This window comes from Bradyrhizobium sp. WYCCWR 12699 (genome assembly GCF_032144035.1).
In the GTDB taxonomy this organism is placed as follows: Bacteria; Pseudomonadota; Alphaproteobacteria; order Rhizobiales; family Xanthobacteraceae; genus Bradyrhizobium.
In genome coordinates this window covers 70,403-84,656 of the sequence record NZ_JAVTJN010000005.1, presented here as the reverse complement: position 1 = coordinate 84,656, position 14,254 = coordinate 70,403, and the positions used below count along the sequence as shown (strand labels likewise).

Here is a 14,254-nt window from a genome sequence, read left to right as displayed (position 1 = left end):
TGACGCAACCGCCGCTCATCCTCCGTTCATATTGGCGCGCGCACGGTGTCGCTGGCCGGCGCTGCAAGCGTCACGAAACCATAACAATGCGGGACCGGCACAACTGATGTCGGAATTTCGGACGATCGCGCTTCGTTGCCTGCTGGCCCTCTCGATCTCGCTTGCGACACTGATCACACGCGGTGTCAGCGCGGCCGAGACGCCTGCGCCTTCCTCCATCGCGATTCACTTCACCTTCGACCGTCCGTTCGACGCGAGCATGGCGCCGTTCTTCCTGGCGGCGAAGGACGGCAGGTTCGGCGCCGAGCGTCTCAACGTGTCCTTTGGCAGCGCCAGCGGATCGCCGGAAGCTCTCGCGCGCGTCGCCAAAGGCGAGAGCGAGTTCGCGCTCGTCGACATCAACGAGCTGATCCGGTATCGCGACAAGGAGGACGCGGCGCCGGTCAAGGCGGTGTTCGTGCTGTTCAATCGCGCGCCCTACGCGATCGTGGCGCGCAGCAGCCGGGGCATCCATGTGTTACCGGATCTCGACGGCAAGACCGTCGGCGTTGCCGACGGCGATCTGTCGATGCGGCTGTGGCCGGCGCTGGCGCAGCACAACGGCATCAAGTCATCGCGCGTCAAGTTCCACAAGATCAGCGCGGCGGTGCGCGAGCCGATCCTGTCCGCGGGACAGGTCGATGCCGTCGCGGGCTTCAGCTATCTGTCGGCGGTGAACCTGCGTGATCGCGGCGTGCCCGGAGCCGATCTCGTCGTGCTGCGTTATGCCGATTATGGCTGCGAGGCCTATGGCTTCGCCGTGGTGGTCAATGCCGCCTTCGCCGCAGCAAAGCCGGATGCCGTGAAGGGCTTCATTCGCGCCTTGATCGCCGGCGTCGCCGCGACCGTCAAGGAGCCGGCGCGTGCGGCGGACGAGGCCGCGAGCCGCATCGACGACGGCGACCGCGCCCTGGAGCTGGAGCGCCTGCGCGCCGTCCTCGCCGACAACATCCTGACCGACGAGGTCAAGCGCAACGGTCTCGGCGGTATCGAGCCAGTGCGCCTGGAGCGCTCGATCGACCAGATCGCGCAGGACTTCAAATTCCGCAAGCGGCCAACTGCAGCCGACATCTTCGACGCCCAATTCCTGCCGCCGGTCGCGGGGCGGTTGATCAATTGAGCCTTCCGATCTTGACTCATGTAAGCAAATAGCTTACACTCGTTGCCGGATCAGATTTGGCGGACTCTTGATAAAGTCTTTCCGAAACAAGGCTCTTGGCGATCTCTGGTCTAAAGGAAAGACGGCGAAGATCGACTCGAAGATGCACGCCAGGATTCTGCGGCGTCTCGATCAACTCGATAGCGCCACGCTCGCCGAGGACATGAACGTGCTCGGCTTTGACTTCCATCGTCTGCAAGGAAAGCCAGTCCGTTACACTGTCCATGTGAACGGCCCTTGGTGCATCACTTTCGAATTCGAGGATGGCGACGCTTACCGGGTCGATTTCGAGCAATATCACTAGTTACCTCAGCCGAGAGGGACTCGGCATCGCGGAGCTGCCATGGTCGAATACGCTGCAAAGAAAAATCCGCGCCGTTGCCCGGTTCATCCCGGCGCGGTGCTGCGCGAGGACATGCTGCCGGCCTCCGGCAAGACCAAGGTCGAGATCGCGCGGCTGTTGGGCATCTCGCGGCAGCACCTTCACGACATCATGGAAGAGAAGAAGCCGCTGTCGCCGGAGGTGGCGGTGCGTGTCGGAAAGCTGTTTGGAGGCGGCGCCGGGATCTGGGTCCGGATGCAGGCAGCCCATGATACCTGGCATGCGGAGCGGACGGTGGACGTCAGCCACATCCCCACCTTGAAGGTGGCCTGAGCCGTCCATGCCGGTGTAGTGTTGCACCTTCCTACCGGTGATCCACGACCTTCTCTCACGGTTCAGCCTATCGCATGTCCATCCTCCGTCTCTATACCCGCGTTCTCGAGCTGCTCGGCAGGGAGGCGCGGCTGGGCTGGCTGCTCGCGGTCGCCAATCTCCTGCTGGCGGGTTCGCAATTCGCCGAACCCGTGCTGTTCGGCCGGATCGTCGACGTGCTCTCCGGCAAGACGGTGGCCGGCTCGAATTCGGCCTGGCCGTTCCTGGTCGCCTGGGTCGCATTCGGGCTCTTCACCATCCTGTGCAGTGCGCTCGTGGCTCTGCAGGCCGACCGGCTCTCGCATCGCCAGCGCCAGGCGGTGCTGACCGACTATTTCGAGCACATCCTGCAACTGCCGCTGACCTTCCACTCCGGCACCCATTCGGGCCGTCTGATGAAAGTGATGCTCAACGGCACCGACGCCCTGTGGCGGCTGTGGCTCGGCTTCTTCCGCGAGCACTTTGCCGCGATCCTTTCGGTCGTGGTGCTGCTGCCGCTGTCGCTCTACCTGAACTGGCGGCTCGCGATCCTGCTGTTCGTGCTCTGCATCGTCTTCACCGCCCTGACGACCTTCGTGGTGCGCAAGACCTTCGGCATGCAGATGGAGGTCGAGGAGCATTACAGCGAGCTCTCCGCGCGCGCCTCGGATGCGCTCGGCAACGTCGCGCTGGTACAGAGCTTCGTCCGCGTCGAATCCGAGGTGAAGGGGCTGCGCTCCGTCGCCGACCAATTGCTCGAAGCCCAGATGCCGGTGCTGTCGTGGTGGGCGCTGGTCACTGTCATCACGCGCGCCTCCACCACCATCACGGTGCTGGCGATCTTCACGCTCGGCATCGCCCTGCACGACCAGGGCCTCACCTCGGTCGGCGAGATCGTGATGTTCGTGAGCTTCGCCACGCTCCTGATCCAGAAGCTGGAGCAGGTCGTGAGCTTCATCAACAACGTGTTCATGGAAGCGCCGCGCCTGCGCGAGTTCTTCAATGTGCTCGACGCCGTGCCCGCGGTGCACGATCGTCACGACGCGATCGATGCCGGCAGGCTGTCCGGCCTCGTCGAGTTCAACGACGTCACCTTCTCCTATGACGGAAAGCGGCCGGCGATCGAGGATCTCACCTTCACCGCGCTGCCCGGCCAGACCATTGCGCTGGTCGGCCCGACCGGCGCCGGCAAATCGACCGCGATTGCCCTGCTGCATCGCGCCTTCGATCCGCAGTCCGGCTTCATCAAGATCGACGGCATGGACGTGCGCGGCGTGACGCTGACCTCGCTGCGGCGGAACATCGGCGTCGTGTTCCAGGAAGCGCTGCTGTTCAACCGTTCGATCGCGGAGAATTTGCGCGTCGGCAAGCCGGATGCGACCGAGGCCGAGATGCGCAAGGCGGCCGAGCGCGCGCAGGCGCTCGAATTCATCGAGCGCAGCGGCGGCTTCGAGACCAATGCCGGCGAGCGTGGCCGCATGCTGTCCGGCGGCGAGCGGCAGCGCCTGTCGATCGCCCGCGCGCTGCTGAAGGACCCGCCGATCCTGATCCTGGACGAGGCGACAAGCGCGCTCGACGCCGTCACCGAGGCCAAGGTGAATGCTGCCCTCGACGAAGTGATGAAGGGCCGCACCACCTTCGTGATCGCCCATCGCCTCTCCACCATCCGCAACGCCACCCGGATCCTGGTGTTCGAGAATGGCCGCGTGATCGAAAGTGGAACTTTCGATGAACTCGTGGCCAAAGGCGGCCATTTTGCCGAGCTCGCCAGGGCCCAGTTCATGGTCCATGAAACCGCACGGGCCAGCGTGACGGCCTCTGAGGCTGCCGCGACGGCAGCCAAGTCCCCGTAGCAAGTCCCGACAGCACCGTCGAAATTCGGCCTATTTCATTGCGGAATACCGCACCCGGCCCCCTATTCTCGACGCATCAGCCGGTATAGGTTTGCGGCGCCGCAAGCGGCGGCGCTGGATTTCAGAACCGACAATCAGATCACGAGAGCCGCCTGGAACAGCGGGTCTCCAAGGACCGGAATCGGATAGTGCACGCCCTACGCCCGCTGCTTCGCAAATCCTTGTTCAACCTGTTTGCTGCGAGCCTCGCCTGTGCCGCGCTGCTTGCGCCGCGCGCTGCGAGCGCCGAAGCGCTGCTGCTGATCGAGGCCGACAGCGGCAAGGTGCTGCAGGCGGATAACGCGACCATTCCCTGGTATCCGGCCTCCGTCACCAAGATCATGACCGCCTATGTGACGCTGAAGGCGGTCAAGGACGGCAGACTGACGCTCGACACCCTGCTCACGGTATCTCCGACGGCGGCCTCGCAATCGCCCTCGAAGATGGGGTTCCGTCCGGGAACGCAGCTCACCGTCGACAACGCGCTGAAGATGATGATGGTCAAGTCGGCGAACGACATGGCCGTGGTGCTCGCCGAAGGCGTCGGCGGTTCGATCGACGGCTTCTCCGCGATGATGAACGACACCGCAAAGAAGCTCGGCATGACGCAGACCAGCTACGTCAATCCGAACGGCCTGCCCGCCGATGGCCAGATCACGTCGGCGCGCGACCTCGGCATCCTCGCGCGCTCGTTCCTGCGCGACCTGCCGGAGTACGAATATTTCGTGCACATCCCGGCGATCCGCTTCGGCAAGCGCGTGACCGGTAATTTCAACAAGCTGATCGGCCGCTATCCCGGCGCCGACGGCTTCAAGACCGGCTTCATCTGCGCCTCCGGCTACAATCTCGTGGCCTCGGCGACGCGCAACGGCCGCCGGCTGATCGCGGTAGTGCTGGGCGCCAATTCCGGCACCGCGCGCGCGGTGAAGGCGGCGCAGCTGCTGGAACGCGGCTTCGCTCAGGACAATCTCACCTGGCTGCGCCCCTCGCTCGGCACGGTCGACAACCTCGTGCCGGTCGACGCCTCGCCGCCGAACCTGCGCGATGAGATGTGCGGCGGCCATCGCAAGCGGCCGGCCAGCGACGACGACGATGCGCTGATCGCCGCCAATGGCGGCACGTCAGGATCGGCCTCGGCCACCGGCGGCGAAGCCCAGGTGACCTTCTTCACCGCCGGCCTCCAGCCACCCCTGATGAAGGCTTCCGAACTGATGGCCTCGGCACCGGCGGCGACCGAGCCCGTGCTGGTCTATACCGGCCCGACCCGCACCGGCACCGCCCTGATCGCGGCAGTCGCGGCCGATGCCGATCAGCAGGCGGCGTCCAAGCCGCGTGGCAAGAAGTCGCGCGTCGCCAAGAAGCCTGATGCGGCCGACAAGCCGAAAGACGGCGGCAAGGACGCGAACACCAGGACGGCAGCGGTAAAGCCGGATGCCAAGCCGGCCGGAGCCAAGAACAACGGCAAGAACGACGCCAAGAGCGACTCCAAGACTGCAGCGAAGCCGGCACCGCCCAAGCATGCGGCCGCCAAGCATGATGCGGCGACAAAACCCGCCGAGAAACCTGCGGCGGGCGGCGATCCGAAGCCGGCCAAGCCGAAGGCCGCGACTAAGCCCGCGACCAAGCCCGCCAACAACAGTTAACGGCGCAAGCCGGGCCGATCCGGCCCGGCTTCGCACCTGCGGCAGCACTTCGCGCGGATTTCCAGTAGCCACTCCCCGGCCTTTGCCCTAAGCGTCGACGGCTTGCCACCCGTTCCGGCAGGCTCGATACTGGCGGCAATGAGGCAAGCCCGAGACACAACGGGCTCAGGTCAATGAGGGGAGTTTCCATGGAGCGCATCTGGCTCAAACAATATCCGCCCGGCGTGCCTGCCGATATCGAGCCGACCCAGTACGCATCGCTGGTCGACCTGTTGGAGGAGAGCTTCACCAAGTTCGCCGACCGCAAGGCGTTCATCTGCATGGACAAGTCGGTCAGCTACCGCGACCTCGACCAGATGTCGGTCGCGCTGGCTGCCTATTTGCAGGGCCGCGGGCTGCAGCGCGGCGCCCGCGTCGCCATCATGATGCCGAACGTGCTGCAATATCCGGTGGCGACCGCGGCCGTGCTGCGCGCCGGCTTCGCGGTGGTCAACGTCAATCCGCTCTACACGCCGCGTGAGCTCGAGCACCAGCTCAAGGATTCCGGCGCCGAAGCCATCATCGTGCTGGAGAACTTCGCCCACACCGTCGAGCAGGTGATCGCGAAGACCGCGGTGAAGCATGTCATCGTCGCCAGCATGGGCGACCTGCTCGGCTTCAAGGGCGTGATCGTCAATCTCGTCGTCCGCCGCGTCAAGAAGATGGTACCGGCATGGTCGCTGCCGGGCTCGGTCTCCTTCAACGACGCGCTGTCCGCGGGACGCGGCATGACGTTCAACAAGCCGAAGCTCTCGCCCGGCGACGTCGCCTTCCTGCAATATACCGGCGGCACCACAGGCGTCTCGAAGGGCGCCACTTTGCTCCACCGCAACATCGTCGCCAACGTCCTGCAGAACGACGCCTGGCTGCAGCCGGCGATGGCCGCGCAGCCGCATGTCGATCAGCTCATGATCGTCTGCGCGCTGCCGCTCTATCACATCTTCGCGCTGACGGCCTGCTACCTGCTCGCGGTGCGCGCCGGCGGCTGCAATCTCCTGATCCCCAACCCGCGCGACATCGCGGGCTTCGTCAAGGAGCTGGCGAAATACCAGGTCAACAGCTTCCCGGCCGTCAACACGCTCTACAACGGCTTGATGCACCATCCCGACTTCAAGAAGCTCGACTTCTCCAAGCTGAAGATCTCCAACGGCGGCGGCATGGCGGTGCAGCGTCCCGTGGCCGATCAATGGAAGGCGATCACCGGCTGCTTCATTGCCGAAGGCTATGGCCTGTCGGAGACCTCGCCGACGCTGACCTGCAATCCGGCGACCGCGACCGAGTTTACGGGGACGATCGGCATCCCCGTGCCGTCGACCTACATCTCGATCCGCGACGACGACGGCAACGAGGTGCCGCTCGGTCAGCCCGGCGAGATCTGTGCCAAGGGTCCGCAGGTGATGTCGGGCTACTGGAACAGGCCGGAGGAGACCGCCAAGGTGATGACCGCGGACGGATTTTTCCGCACCGGCGACATCGGCGTGATGGACGAGAAGGGCTACACCAAGATCGTCGACCGCAAGAAGGACATGATCCTGGTCTCGGGCTTCAACGTCTATCCGAACGAGATCGAGGAAGTGATCGCGAGCCATCCGGGCGTGCTCGAATGCGCCGTGATCGGCATCCCCGATTCCAAGTCGGGCGAAGCGGTGAAGGCTTTCGTGGTGAAGAAGGATCAAAACCTCACCGCCGAGGCCGTGATCAAATTCTGTCACGAGCAGCTCACCGGCTACAAGGTGCCCAAGCACATCGAATTCCGCAACGACCTGCCCAAGACCAATGTCGGCAAGATCCTGCGCCGGCAGCTGCGCGACGAGAAGAAGGCGGAGGCGGCGTAAGCCGCACCGCTGATGACGGACGCCAGTGACATCGCGCCATCGGGCATTCTCGCCTTCTGGCGCGAGGCTGGCCGCGAGCGCTGGTACGAGCGCAACGAGGCTTTCGACGCCGAGGTCCGGCACCGCTTTCTGCGCTGTGGCAGCAAGCGATCGCCGGCGAACTGGCATCATGGGAAGACAGTGACGACGGCGCGCTCGCGCTGATCATCGTGCTCGACCAGTTTCCCCGCAACATGTTTCGCGGCACGCCGCAAGCCTTTGCCAACGACGCGCTGGCGCGCGACGTTGCCCGCCGCGCCATCGACCGGGGTGTCGATACCAGGGTCGACCCGGTCCTGCGCGAATTCCTCTATCTGCCCTTCATGCATTCGGAGCACCTGCCCGACCAGCTGCATTGCGTCGCGCTGTTTCAAAATGCCGGCAACGCCAGCAAGGCTGACCATGCCGAGAACCTGAAATACGCCCGGGTGCACGCCGACATCATCCAGCGGTTCGGCCGGTTTCCCCACCGCAACCGCCTCCTCGGCCGCGACACCACGGAGGAAGAGCAGGCCTTTCTCGACAATGGCGGCTTTTCCGGCTGATGACATCGCGGTGAAGGCCCCCCGCCCCGGCCGCTTTCCCCGCCGGCAATATTGTGCAGGCCCGCCGCACGGTCTAAAAAGCGGGACCGATTTTCAGGGAGACTGACGATGGCGATCCAGATTGGCGACAAGCTGCCCGAGGCGAAATTCCGCGTGATGACGGCGGAAGGCCCGCAGGTGAAGACCACCGACGATATCTTCAAGGGCAAGAAGGTGGCGCTGTTCGCGGTGCCGGGCGCCTACACCGGCACCTGCCACAAGATGCATCTGCCGAGCATCTTCCTCAACGCCTATGCCATGAAGGACAAGGGCGTCGAGACCATCGCCATCGTCTCCGTCAACGACGCCTTCGTCATGAACGCCTGGAAGCGCGACACCGACCAGCGGGACGAGGCGATCTTCCTCGCCGACGGCAATGCCGAGTTCGCCAAGGCGATCGGCATGGAGCTCGACGCCTCCGCCAACGGCCTCGGCATCCGCTCCAAGCGCTATTCGATGCTGGTCGAAGACGGCGTGGTGAAGAAGCTGAACCTCGAGGCGATGCCCGGCAAAGTCGAGGTCTCCGGCGGCGATACGCTGCTCGGACAGCTCTGAGCGTTAGCCATCTTTGCAAGGACGACGTCATGCCCGGGCTCGTCCCGGGCATCCACGTTCTTGGTGTCGCGCGGTAAGACGTGGATGGCCGGTCAAGCCCGGCCACGACGAATGAAGGGAGCGAGCCCCCTCGCTACTCGCTGATCCGAGCCTGCAGCCGCGCCTTCACGATCCCATCGCGTGCGAGCTGATCGGCGCGCTCGTTCTCGGGGTGGCCGGCGTGGCCCTTGACCCAGTGCCAGCGCACCTCGTGCTGCTTCAGCGCGGCATCGAGGCGCTGCCATAGCTCGACATTCTTCACCGGCTTCTTGTCGGCAGTGCGCCAGCCATTGCGCTTCCAGCCGTGGATCCAGCCGGTGATGCCCTGCCGGACATATTGGCTGTCGGTGTAGAGATCGACGATGCACGGTTTCTTCAGCGCTTCGAGCGCCGAGATCGCCGCCATCAGCTCCATCTGGTTGTTGGTGGTGTGACGCTCGCCGCCGTTCAGCTCTTTTTCCTTGTCGCCGAACTTCAGGATCGCGCCCCAGCCGCCCGGCCCGGGATTTCCCGAGCAGGCGCCGTCGGTATAGATCGTGACATTGGGACGCTCGCTCACGCCACCAGCCCCGACGGCATCAGCCCATAGTCGCGCACGCTCGTGACGCTCTGGTGGAAGCGCAGCTTGCGGACATATTCGAGAGGGTCTTTCGGCTTCACCAGCGCACCGGGCGGCACGTTGAGCCAATCCACCAGCCGCGTCAGCAGAAAGCGGATCGCCGCCCCGCGCGCCAGCAGCGGCAGCGCGGCCTCTTCCGCCTCCGAGAGCTTTCGCACCCGGCCATAGGCGTTGAGGAAGGCACGCGCCTTGGTGACGTTGAAGGAATGATCCGGCTCGAAGCACCACGCGTTGAGGCAGATCGCGACGTCATAGGCCAGCATGTCGTTGCAGGCGAACGTGAAGTCGATGATCCCGGAGAGCTGATCGCCGAGGAAGAAGACGTTGTCGTTGAAGAGGTCGGCGTGGATCACGCCTTCCGGCAAATGTTGCGGCCAGACCCCGCTCTCGAGGTGGTCGAGCTCGGCCGCGAGGAACGCGCGCAAGCCCGGCTGCACCTCGTCGGCACGGTGCGAGGCCGCGTCGAACAGCGGCCGCCAGCCCGAGACCGACAGCGCGTTGGCGCGCCGAACCGCAAAATTCGCGCCGGCGAGATGCATCTTCGCCAGCCCCGCGCCGACGCCGGCGCAATGCGCCGCGTTCGGCTTGCGCGGCCACATGCCTTCGAGAAAGGTGATGATCGCCGCAGGCCGCCCCGACAGCTCGCGCAGCGCCTCGCCGTCGCGTCCCTTCACCGGCAGCGGACAGTTGACGCCGTGCTCGGCCAGATGCGTCATCAGCGCGAGGAAGAACGGCAGGTCGTTCTTCGCCACGCGCTTCTCGTAGAGCGTGAGGATGAACGACCCCTGACTGGTATGCAGCAGGAAGTTGGTGTTCTCGACGCCCTCGGCGATGCCCTTGTAGGAGAGCAATTCGCCGAGATCATATTGCCTCAAGAAGTCCGCAAGCTCGTCGGCGGCGACGTCGGTGTAGACCGCCATAAAGGTCTACTCGGCGGCAGCTTCGGGACGCACCTGACGCGGCAGCGGGAAGAACTCGTTCTCTTCCGCGGCCGAGACTGTCTCCACATGCAGCGTGTAGCGCTCGGCGAAGGCGTCCATGATCTCTTCGACGATCACCTCCGGCGCGGAGGCGCCCGCCGTGATGCCAAGGCTCGAGATGTTGCTGAACCGCTCCCAGTCGAGGTCAGCCGCGCGCTGCGCCAGCACCGCGATCCGGCAGCCCTCGCGCTCGGCGACCTCGCGCAGGCGCTGCGAGTTCGACGAGTTCGGCGCACCGACCACGATCAGGGCGTCGACCACCGGCGCCACCTTCTTCACCGCAAGCTGGCGGTTGGTGGTGGCGTAGCAGATGTCTTCCTTGTGCGGCCCGTTGATGTTGGGGAAGCGCTCCTTCAAGAGCGCCACGATCTCCGCGGTGTCGTCGATCGACAGCGTGGTCTGGGTCACGAAGGCGAGGTTGTTGGGGTCCTTCGGGGCGATGGTCTTGGCGTCCTCGGCGGTCTCGATCAGGGTCACGGCGCCGGTCGGAAGCTGGCCGAGCGTGCCCACCACCTCGGGGTGATGGGAGTGGCCGATCAGGAAGATCTCGCGGCCACGCTTGAAATGGATCGCGGCCTCGCGATGGACCTTGGTCACCAGCGGGCAGGTCGCATCCAGCGAGAACAGATTGCGGGACTGCGCGTCGGCCGGAACCGATTTCGGCACGCCATGGGCCGAAAACACCACCGGCGCGGTGGTGTTTTCCGGGATCTCGGCGAGCTCCTCGACGAAGATAGCGCCCTTCTTCTTCAACCCGTCGACGACGTACTTGTTGTGTACAATCTCGTGGCGAACATAGACGGGGGCGCCATATTTATCGAGCGCCCGTTCCACGGTGTCGATCGCCCGGACCACCCCGGCACAGAAGCCGCGGGGAGAACAAAGCACGATCTTGAGGTCTGGTTTGGCTGACATTGAGCGATCTCGGGACCGAATCACCCGTTTCGCCTTCCGGCAGGGGCGGTCGATGGATGGAATGGGCTTAAAACGGTCGGCTTGAACTATACCGCGAGTTCTAAGGGAATTGGGCCCCCTTTCGGGCGCTGTCAAGGCACTATCTATAGCAGAACCATTGCGTGGCTACCCCCTCCGGGCTTATATAGCGCGAATTCCCTGTCATCGCTGATGACCACCGGTTTCGCCTCCAGAGGGGTGGGCGAAGCACAAAGGAGATTTGCCATGAGCAACGCACCTCTGATGCCCAAGGCGACCGCCGTCTGGCTGCTCGACAACACCGCGCTGACCTTCGACCAGGTCGCCGATTTCACCAAGATGCATCCCCTCGAGGTGCGCGCGATCGCCGACGGCGATGCGGCCCAGGGCATCAAGGGCATGGATCCCCTCTCCAACGGCCAGCTCACCCGCGAGGAGATCGAGAAGGGCGAGAGGAACCCGGATTATCGGCTCCGCCTTCAGGAGAGCAAGGTGGTGCTGCCGCCGCAGCCCAAGCGCAAGGGCCCGCGCTACACCCCGGTGTCGCGCCGCCACGAGCGTCCGAGCGCCATCCTCTGGCTGCTGCGCAGCCATCCGGAGCTCAAGGACGCCCAGATCATGCGCCTGGTCGGCACCACCAAGAGCACCATCGCCAGCGTGCGCGACCGCACCCACTGGAACACGTCCCAGCTCACCCCGATCGATCCCGTCACCCTCGGCCTCTGCTCGCAGATCGAGCTCGATTTCGAGGTGGCGCGCGCAGCCAAGGAAAAGCCGATCGACGCAGCCTATGGCGGCGCCACTCTGCTGCCGGCCTCCGAGACCACGAAGAAGGACGAGTTCGAGCCGGCCGAGCGATCGAGCGACGACCTCAACGTCGATGCCGTGTTCGCCAAGCTGAAGACGCTCGGCGGCAAGAAGCAGGAAGAAGAGGAGGAGTAATTCCTCTCTCTTACGCTCATTATCGAACGCAAACGCGGCGGGAAAACCCGCCGCGTTTTTGTTTTTGCCCGCGTTCGCGAGGGCGACAGCAGAACTTGTTGCCGCTGGATACCTTTTATCGGCAACGCCCTCAGAACTTATACGTCACGCCCGCGCCGACCAGCCACGGATCGATGTGGGCGGTGCCAGTGACCGGCAGGCCCGAGACGGTCGCGCTGTAATCCGGGCGCAGCCAGAGCTTCTTGACGTCGACGTTGAGACCCCAGTGCCGGTCGATCATGTAGTCGAAGCCGAACTGCACGGCGCCGCCCCAGGCGTTGCTGACATGCAGGTTGGTGGTGGTGGCGACGATCGCGGGCGGACCGGCGATCGCGGCCGGCGCATTGGCCGCGGAGTTGTTGAAGAACACGGTGTAGTTCACGCCGGCGCCGATATACGGCTTGAACGCGCCGAACTGATCGAAGTGATATTGCAGCGTCAGCGTCGGCGGCAGCAGCGTGGTCTTTCCGATCGGCAGGCTCGCGAGCGAGCCGGTGCCGGTGATCGAGTGCCGCGTCACGCCGAGGATCAGCTCGGCCGCGATGTTCTTGGTGAAGAAATAGCTGATGTCGAGCTCGGGGACGACCTGGTCGCTGATCGACAGGCCGGAGTTCGGCGAGGACAGCGAGGGCACGCCCGCCACATTGACGGTCGAGCCGCCGGCGTCCGGCAACACGCCGAGCACGCGCAGGCGCACCATCCACGGATTGAAGGCTTCCACCGGCGGCGGTGCCTTCTTGTAAACCGGCAAATCGGCAGCTTGCACCGTTGCAAGCATGCCCGCGAGCATCGCGCCAACCGTCGCAAGCCGCGCCAGGTTTCTTGTCGTTCTCTGCATTTCAATCCCCTTCAGCCTTCTCTCGCGCGTCGTTGCGCGACATGAGCGTCAGAGCAGAAAGGGACCGCTGAAGGATTTGACCTTGATCAATTCAGGCCAAGGTCGCCACGATTTGGCCATGGCGTTGCAGATGTGTCACGAAAGCCACGAAGGCGGGATGCATTGCGCGGCAAGATAGTGCCGCACATCATGTCAGGGCCGTTCGGGATGGTTCAGCATGTATTCGCCGAGGTCGCGCTGGCGGCGGTCGGCGCGCGTGGTGGCGGCGTTGCGCTGGACGTCGCGGTCCTTGCGGCAGGCCACGTATTCCGGCGAGCCCTGCGCGTAACCGCGGCCCTGGCAGACCGCATCGTCATCGTCACCGCCCACCGCCACGGCATTCTGGTGACGCGTGGAGCAGGCGGAAAGGGCGATGGCGAGCAGGGCAATCACGAAAAAGCGCGCAACGATCACAGGCATCTCGATCATATGCAAGTTAGTCAATCTCCGAGCAGACCGGGTAACTGAAGTCCATCTAAACCAAGGCATTTACTTGTTCCCGCAAGGATGTCCAACGGTCAAACTTGGGGTCTCCCAAAACTCTTTCCCCCCAACGCAAGAACATCAATCTCAGATTGTAAAATCGACCTTTAGCTGCAAATATGAGCTTTTCGTCAAGGGTTTTGCGACGAGGTTTCTTATGAACATTTTACTCGACTTAGTGAAGCTGGGTGCGATTGGAGCAAGCCTTGCCTTTTTACTGCTTTCATTCCAGCTGCTCAAAAATGAGCAAGCCCTCAAGAACAAGGATGGCAATCCCGCAGAACCACGCCCCCTCTTCTTAGCAGCGATTGGCAATTTCCGCCGCGCCGCACTAACATTTCTGGTCGCCGGCGTGCTTCTGGAATTTTTCCTTTCACAGGGACCGCTCGTGTTGGCAGCTCTGAACCAATCGATCTTGAAAAGTGATCTCACCCGAGTTCGGTTCACGAATTGGGAGTATTCGCCCGAAGTAAAGAAAATCGTTTTTGGCTTTGAGGAAGATCGGATGGATACCTCGCTATATGTTGCGCCGGCCCTAAAGAACAAATACGCGGTTTACGTTGGGGTGAGAAAAAAGGATGCAACCGCAGCCAGTCAGGGACAGTACGATCTGGTACTGGGCCCTTACAAGATCTCCAACCAGAGCAATCTAGAAAAGCAATTGAGCGAAACTGAACTTGCTTCACTTGGGCAAGATTGCGTTCAATTCACTGCATTTGGCGTTCTGAAATCCGACACAGAAAAGGCAGACCTTCCAAAGCCTTTCATCCCAGCTTCGAATCCCAATGAAATCAACTTTTTCAATTCCGCGACCGCATGCCTCCAATAGTCATCACAGGACGATGATCATGCCGCTCAAGCTCACTGCGCTTCACTTTCTTCAG

At 63.5% G+C, this 14,254-nt stretch carries 14 protein-coding genes and 1 pseudogene; 10 read left to right on the top strand and 5 right to left on the bottom strand.

Translation table 11 applies throughout. From position 1 onward, the window contains the following. The first annotated feature begins 106 nt into the window (after positions 1-106). The 8 genes and pseudogenes from RPS27_RS05160 to RPS27_RS05125 all read left to right on the top strand — a co-directional run bounded on the left by RPS27_RS05160 (position 107) and on the right by RPS27_RS05125 (position 8,458). On the top strand, positions 107-1,159 hold the full coding sequence (locus tag RPS27_RS05160; protein WP_212067777.1) for an ABC transporter substrate-binding protein: 1,053 nt from the start codon (positions 107-109) through the stop codon (positions 1,157-1,159). Positions 1,160-1,226: 67 nt separating this feature from the next. Beyond that, positions 1,227-1,502 (top strand): type II toxin-antitoxin system RelE/ParE family toxin, encoded by a 276-nt coding sequence (locus tag RPS27_RS05155; RefSeq protein WP_211415743.1) that lies wholly within the window; start codon positions 1,227-1,229, stop codon positions 1,500-1,502. 39 nt (positions 1,503-1,541) lie between these two features. Beyond that, positions 1,542-1,853 carry a HigA family addiction module antitoxin gene (locus tag RPS27_RS05150; RefSeq protein WP_063200303.1) on the top strand — a complete coding sequence of 104 codons (312 nt, stop codon included), beginning with the start codon at positions 1,542-1,544 and terminating at the stop codon, positions 1,851-1,853. Between the two features lie 74 nt (positions 1,854-1,927). Next, positions 1,928-3,724: a glucan ABC transporter ATP-binding protein/ permease gene (locus RPS27_RS05145; RefSeq protein ID WP_194404622.1), complete on the top strand. Its 1,797-nt coding sequence runs from the start codon at positions 1,928-1,930 to the stop codon at positions 3,722-3,724. A gap of 188 nt (positions 3,725-3,912) precedes the next feature. Continuing rightward, the gene (locus tag RPS27_RS05140) at positions 3,913-5,406 is read left to right on the top strand and encodes a serine hydrolase (protein ID WP_212067776.1); all 1,494 of its coding nucleotides are present in this window, start codon (positions 3,913-3,915) and stop codon (positions 5,404-5,406) included. Positions 5,407-5,594: 188 nt separating this feature from the next. Continuing rightward, positions 5,595-7,280: a long-chain fatty acid--CoA ligase gene (locus RPS27_RS05135; RefSeq protein ID WP_313753884.1), complete on the top strand. Its 1,686-nt coding sequence runs from the start codon at positions 5,595-5,597 to the stop codon at positions 7,278-7,280. 12 nt (positions 7,281-7,292) lie between these two features. Continuing rightward, a pseudogene (locus RPS27_RS05130) lies at positions 7,293-7,864 on the top strand (DUF924 family protein). Between the two features lie 108 nt (positions 7,865-7,972). Next, positions 7,973-8,458 carry a peroxiredoxin gene (locus RPS27_RS05125; protein ID WP_194404626.1) on the top strand — a complete coding sequence of 162 codons (486 nt, stop codon included), beginning with the start codon at positions 7,973-7,975 and terminating at the stop codon, positions 8,456-8,458. Between the two features lie 133 nt (positions 8,459-8,591). Here the strand turns inward: RPS27_RS05125 and rnhA are convergent, their stop codons facing one another. From rnhA to ispH, 3 genes are read right to left on the bottom strand one after another with little or no spacing between them, the layout of a single operon-like run. Then, on the bottom strand, positions 8,592-9,056 hold the full coding sequence (rnhA, locus tag RPS27_RS05120) for a ribonuclease HI (RefSeq protein ID WP_211415739.1): 465 nt from the start codon (positions 9,054-9,056) through the stop codon (positions 8,592-8,594). Beyond that, on the bottom strand, positions 9,053-10,036 hold the full coding sequence (locus RPS27_RS05115; protein WP_212067775.1) for a homoserine kinase: 984 nt from the start codon (positions 10,034-10,036) through the stop codon (positions 9,053-9,055). Before RPS27_RS05115 ends, rnhA begins: the two co-directional genes overlap by 4 nt. A 6-nt stretch (positions 10,037-10,042) precedes the next feature. Continuing rightward, positions 10,043-11,011 carry a 4-hydroxy-3-methylbut-2-enyl diphosphate reductase gene (ispH, locus tag RPS27_RS05110; protein WP_194404630.1) on the bottom strand — a complete coding sequence of 323 codons (969 nt, stop codon included), beginning with the start codon at positions 11,009-11,011 and terminating at the stop codon, positions 10,043-10,045. A gap of 264 nt (positions 11,012-11,275) precedes the next feature. Between ispH and RPS27_RS05105 the strand changes: the two genes are divergently transcribed. After that, positions 11,276-11,971, top strand: a complete 696-nt coding sequence (locus RPS27_RS05105; RefSeq protein WP_194404631.1) for a DUF1013 domain-containing protein — start codon at positions 11,276-11,278, stop codon at positions 11,969-11,971. Positions 11,972-12,101: 130 nt separating this feature from the next. On the opposite strand, the gene RPS27_RS05100 is transcribed toward RPS27_RS05105, so the two are convergent. Both RPS27_RS05100 and RPS27_RS05095 read right to left on the bottom strand, forming a co-directional pair. Beyond that, entirely contained in the window at positions 12,102-12,848 is a 747-nt protein-coding gene (locus RPS27_RS05100; RefSeq protein WP_211415737.1) for an OmpW family protein, read from the bottom strand. 192 nt (positions 12,849-13,040) lie between these two features. Next, entirely contained in the window at positions 13,041-13,316 is a 276-nt protein-coding gene (locus RPS27_RS05095; protein WP_249132028.1) for a hypothetical protein, read from the bottom strand. A gap of 211 nt (positions 13,317-13,527) precedes the next feature. Between RPS27_RS05095 and RPS27_RS05090 the strand changes: the two genes are divergently transcribed. After that, a complete protein-coding gene (locus RPS27_RS05090) occupies positions 13,528-14,199 on the top strand; it encodes a hypothetical protein (protein ID WP_212067774.1) in 672 nt (223 codons plus the stop codon). The last annotated feature ends 55 nt before the right edge of the window (positions 14,200-14,254 follow it).

What these genes read in the sequence shown, in the direction of transcription:
- RPS27_RS05160 (WP_212067777.1), top strand. Translation starts at nt 107, where the DNA reads ATGTCGGAATTTCGGACGATCGCGCTTCGTTGCCTGCTGGCCCTCTCG.
- RPS27_RS05150 (WP_063200303.1), top strand. Translation starts at nt 1,542, where the DNA reads ATGGTCGAATACGCTGCAAAGAAAAATCCGCGCCGTTGCCCGGTTCAT.
- RPS27_RS05145 (WP_194404622.1), top strand. Translation starts at nt 1,928, where the DNA reads ATGTCCATCCTCCGTCTCTATACCCGCGTTCTCGAGCTGCTCGGCAGG.
- RPS27_RS05135 (WP_313753884.1), top strand. Translation starts at nt 5,595, where the DNA reads ATGGAGCGCATCTGGCTCAAACAATATCCGCCCGGCGTGCCTGCCGAT.
- RPS27_RS05125 (WP_194404626.1), top strand. Translation starts at nt 7,973, where the DNA reads ATGGCGATCCAGATTGGCGACAAGCTGCCCGAGGCGAAATTCCGCGTG.
- RPS27_RS05115 (WP_212067775.1), bottom strand. Translation starts at nt 10,036, where the DNA reads ATGGCGGTCTACACCGACGTCGCCGCCGACGAGCTTGCGGACTTCTTG.
- ispH (WP_194404630.1), bottom strand. Translation starts at nt 11,011, where the DNA reads ATGTCAGCCAAACCAGACCTCAAGATCGTGCTTTGTTCTCCCCGCGGC.
- RPS27_RS05105 (WP_194404631.1), top strand. Translation starts at nt 11,276, where the DNA reads ATGAGCAACGCACCTCTGATGCCCAAGGCGACCGCCGTCTGGCTGCTC.
- RPS27_RS05100 (WP_211415737.1), bottom strand. Translation starts at nt 12,848, where the DNA reads ATGCAGAGAACGACAAGAAACCTGGCGCGGCTTGCGACGGTTGGCGCG.
- RPS27_RS05095 (WP_249132028.1), bottom strand. Translation starts at nt 13,316, where the DNA reads ATGATCGAGATGCCTGTGATCGTTGCGCGCTTTTTCGTGATTGCCCTG.
- RPS27_RS05090 (WP_212067774.1), top strand. Translation starts at nt 13,528, where the DNA reads ATGAACATTTTACTCGACTTAGTGAAGCTGGGTGCGATTGGAGCAAGC.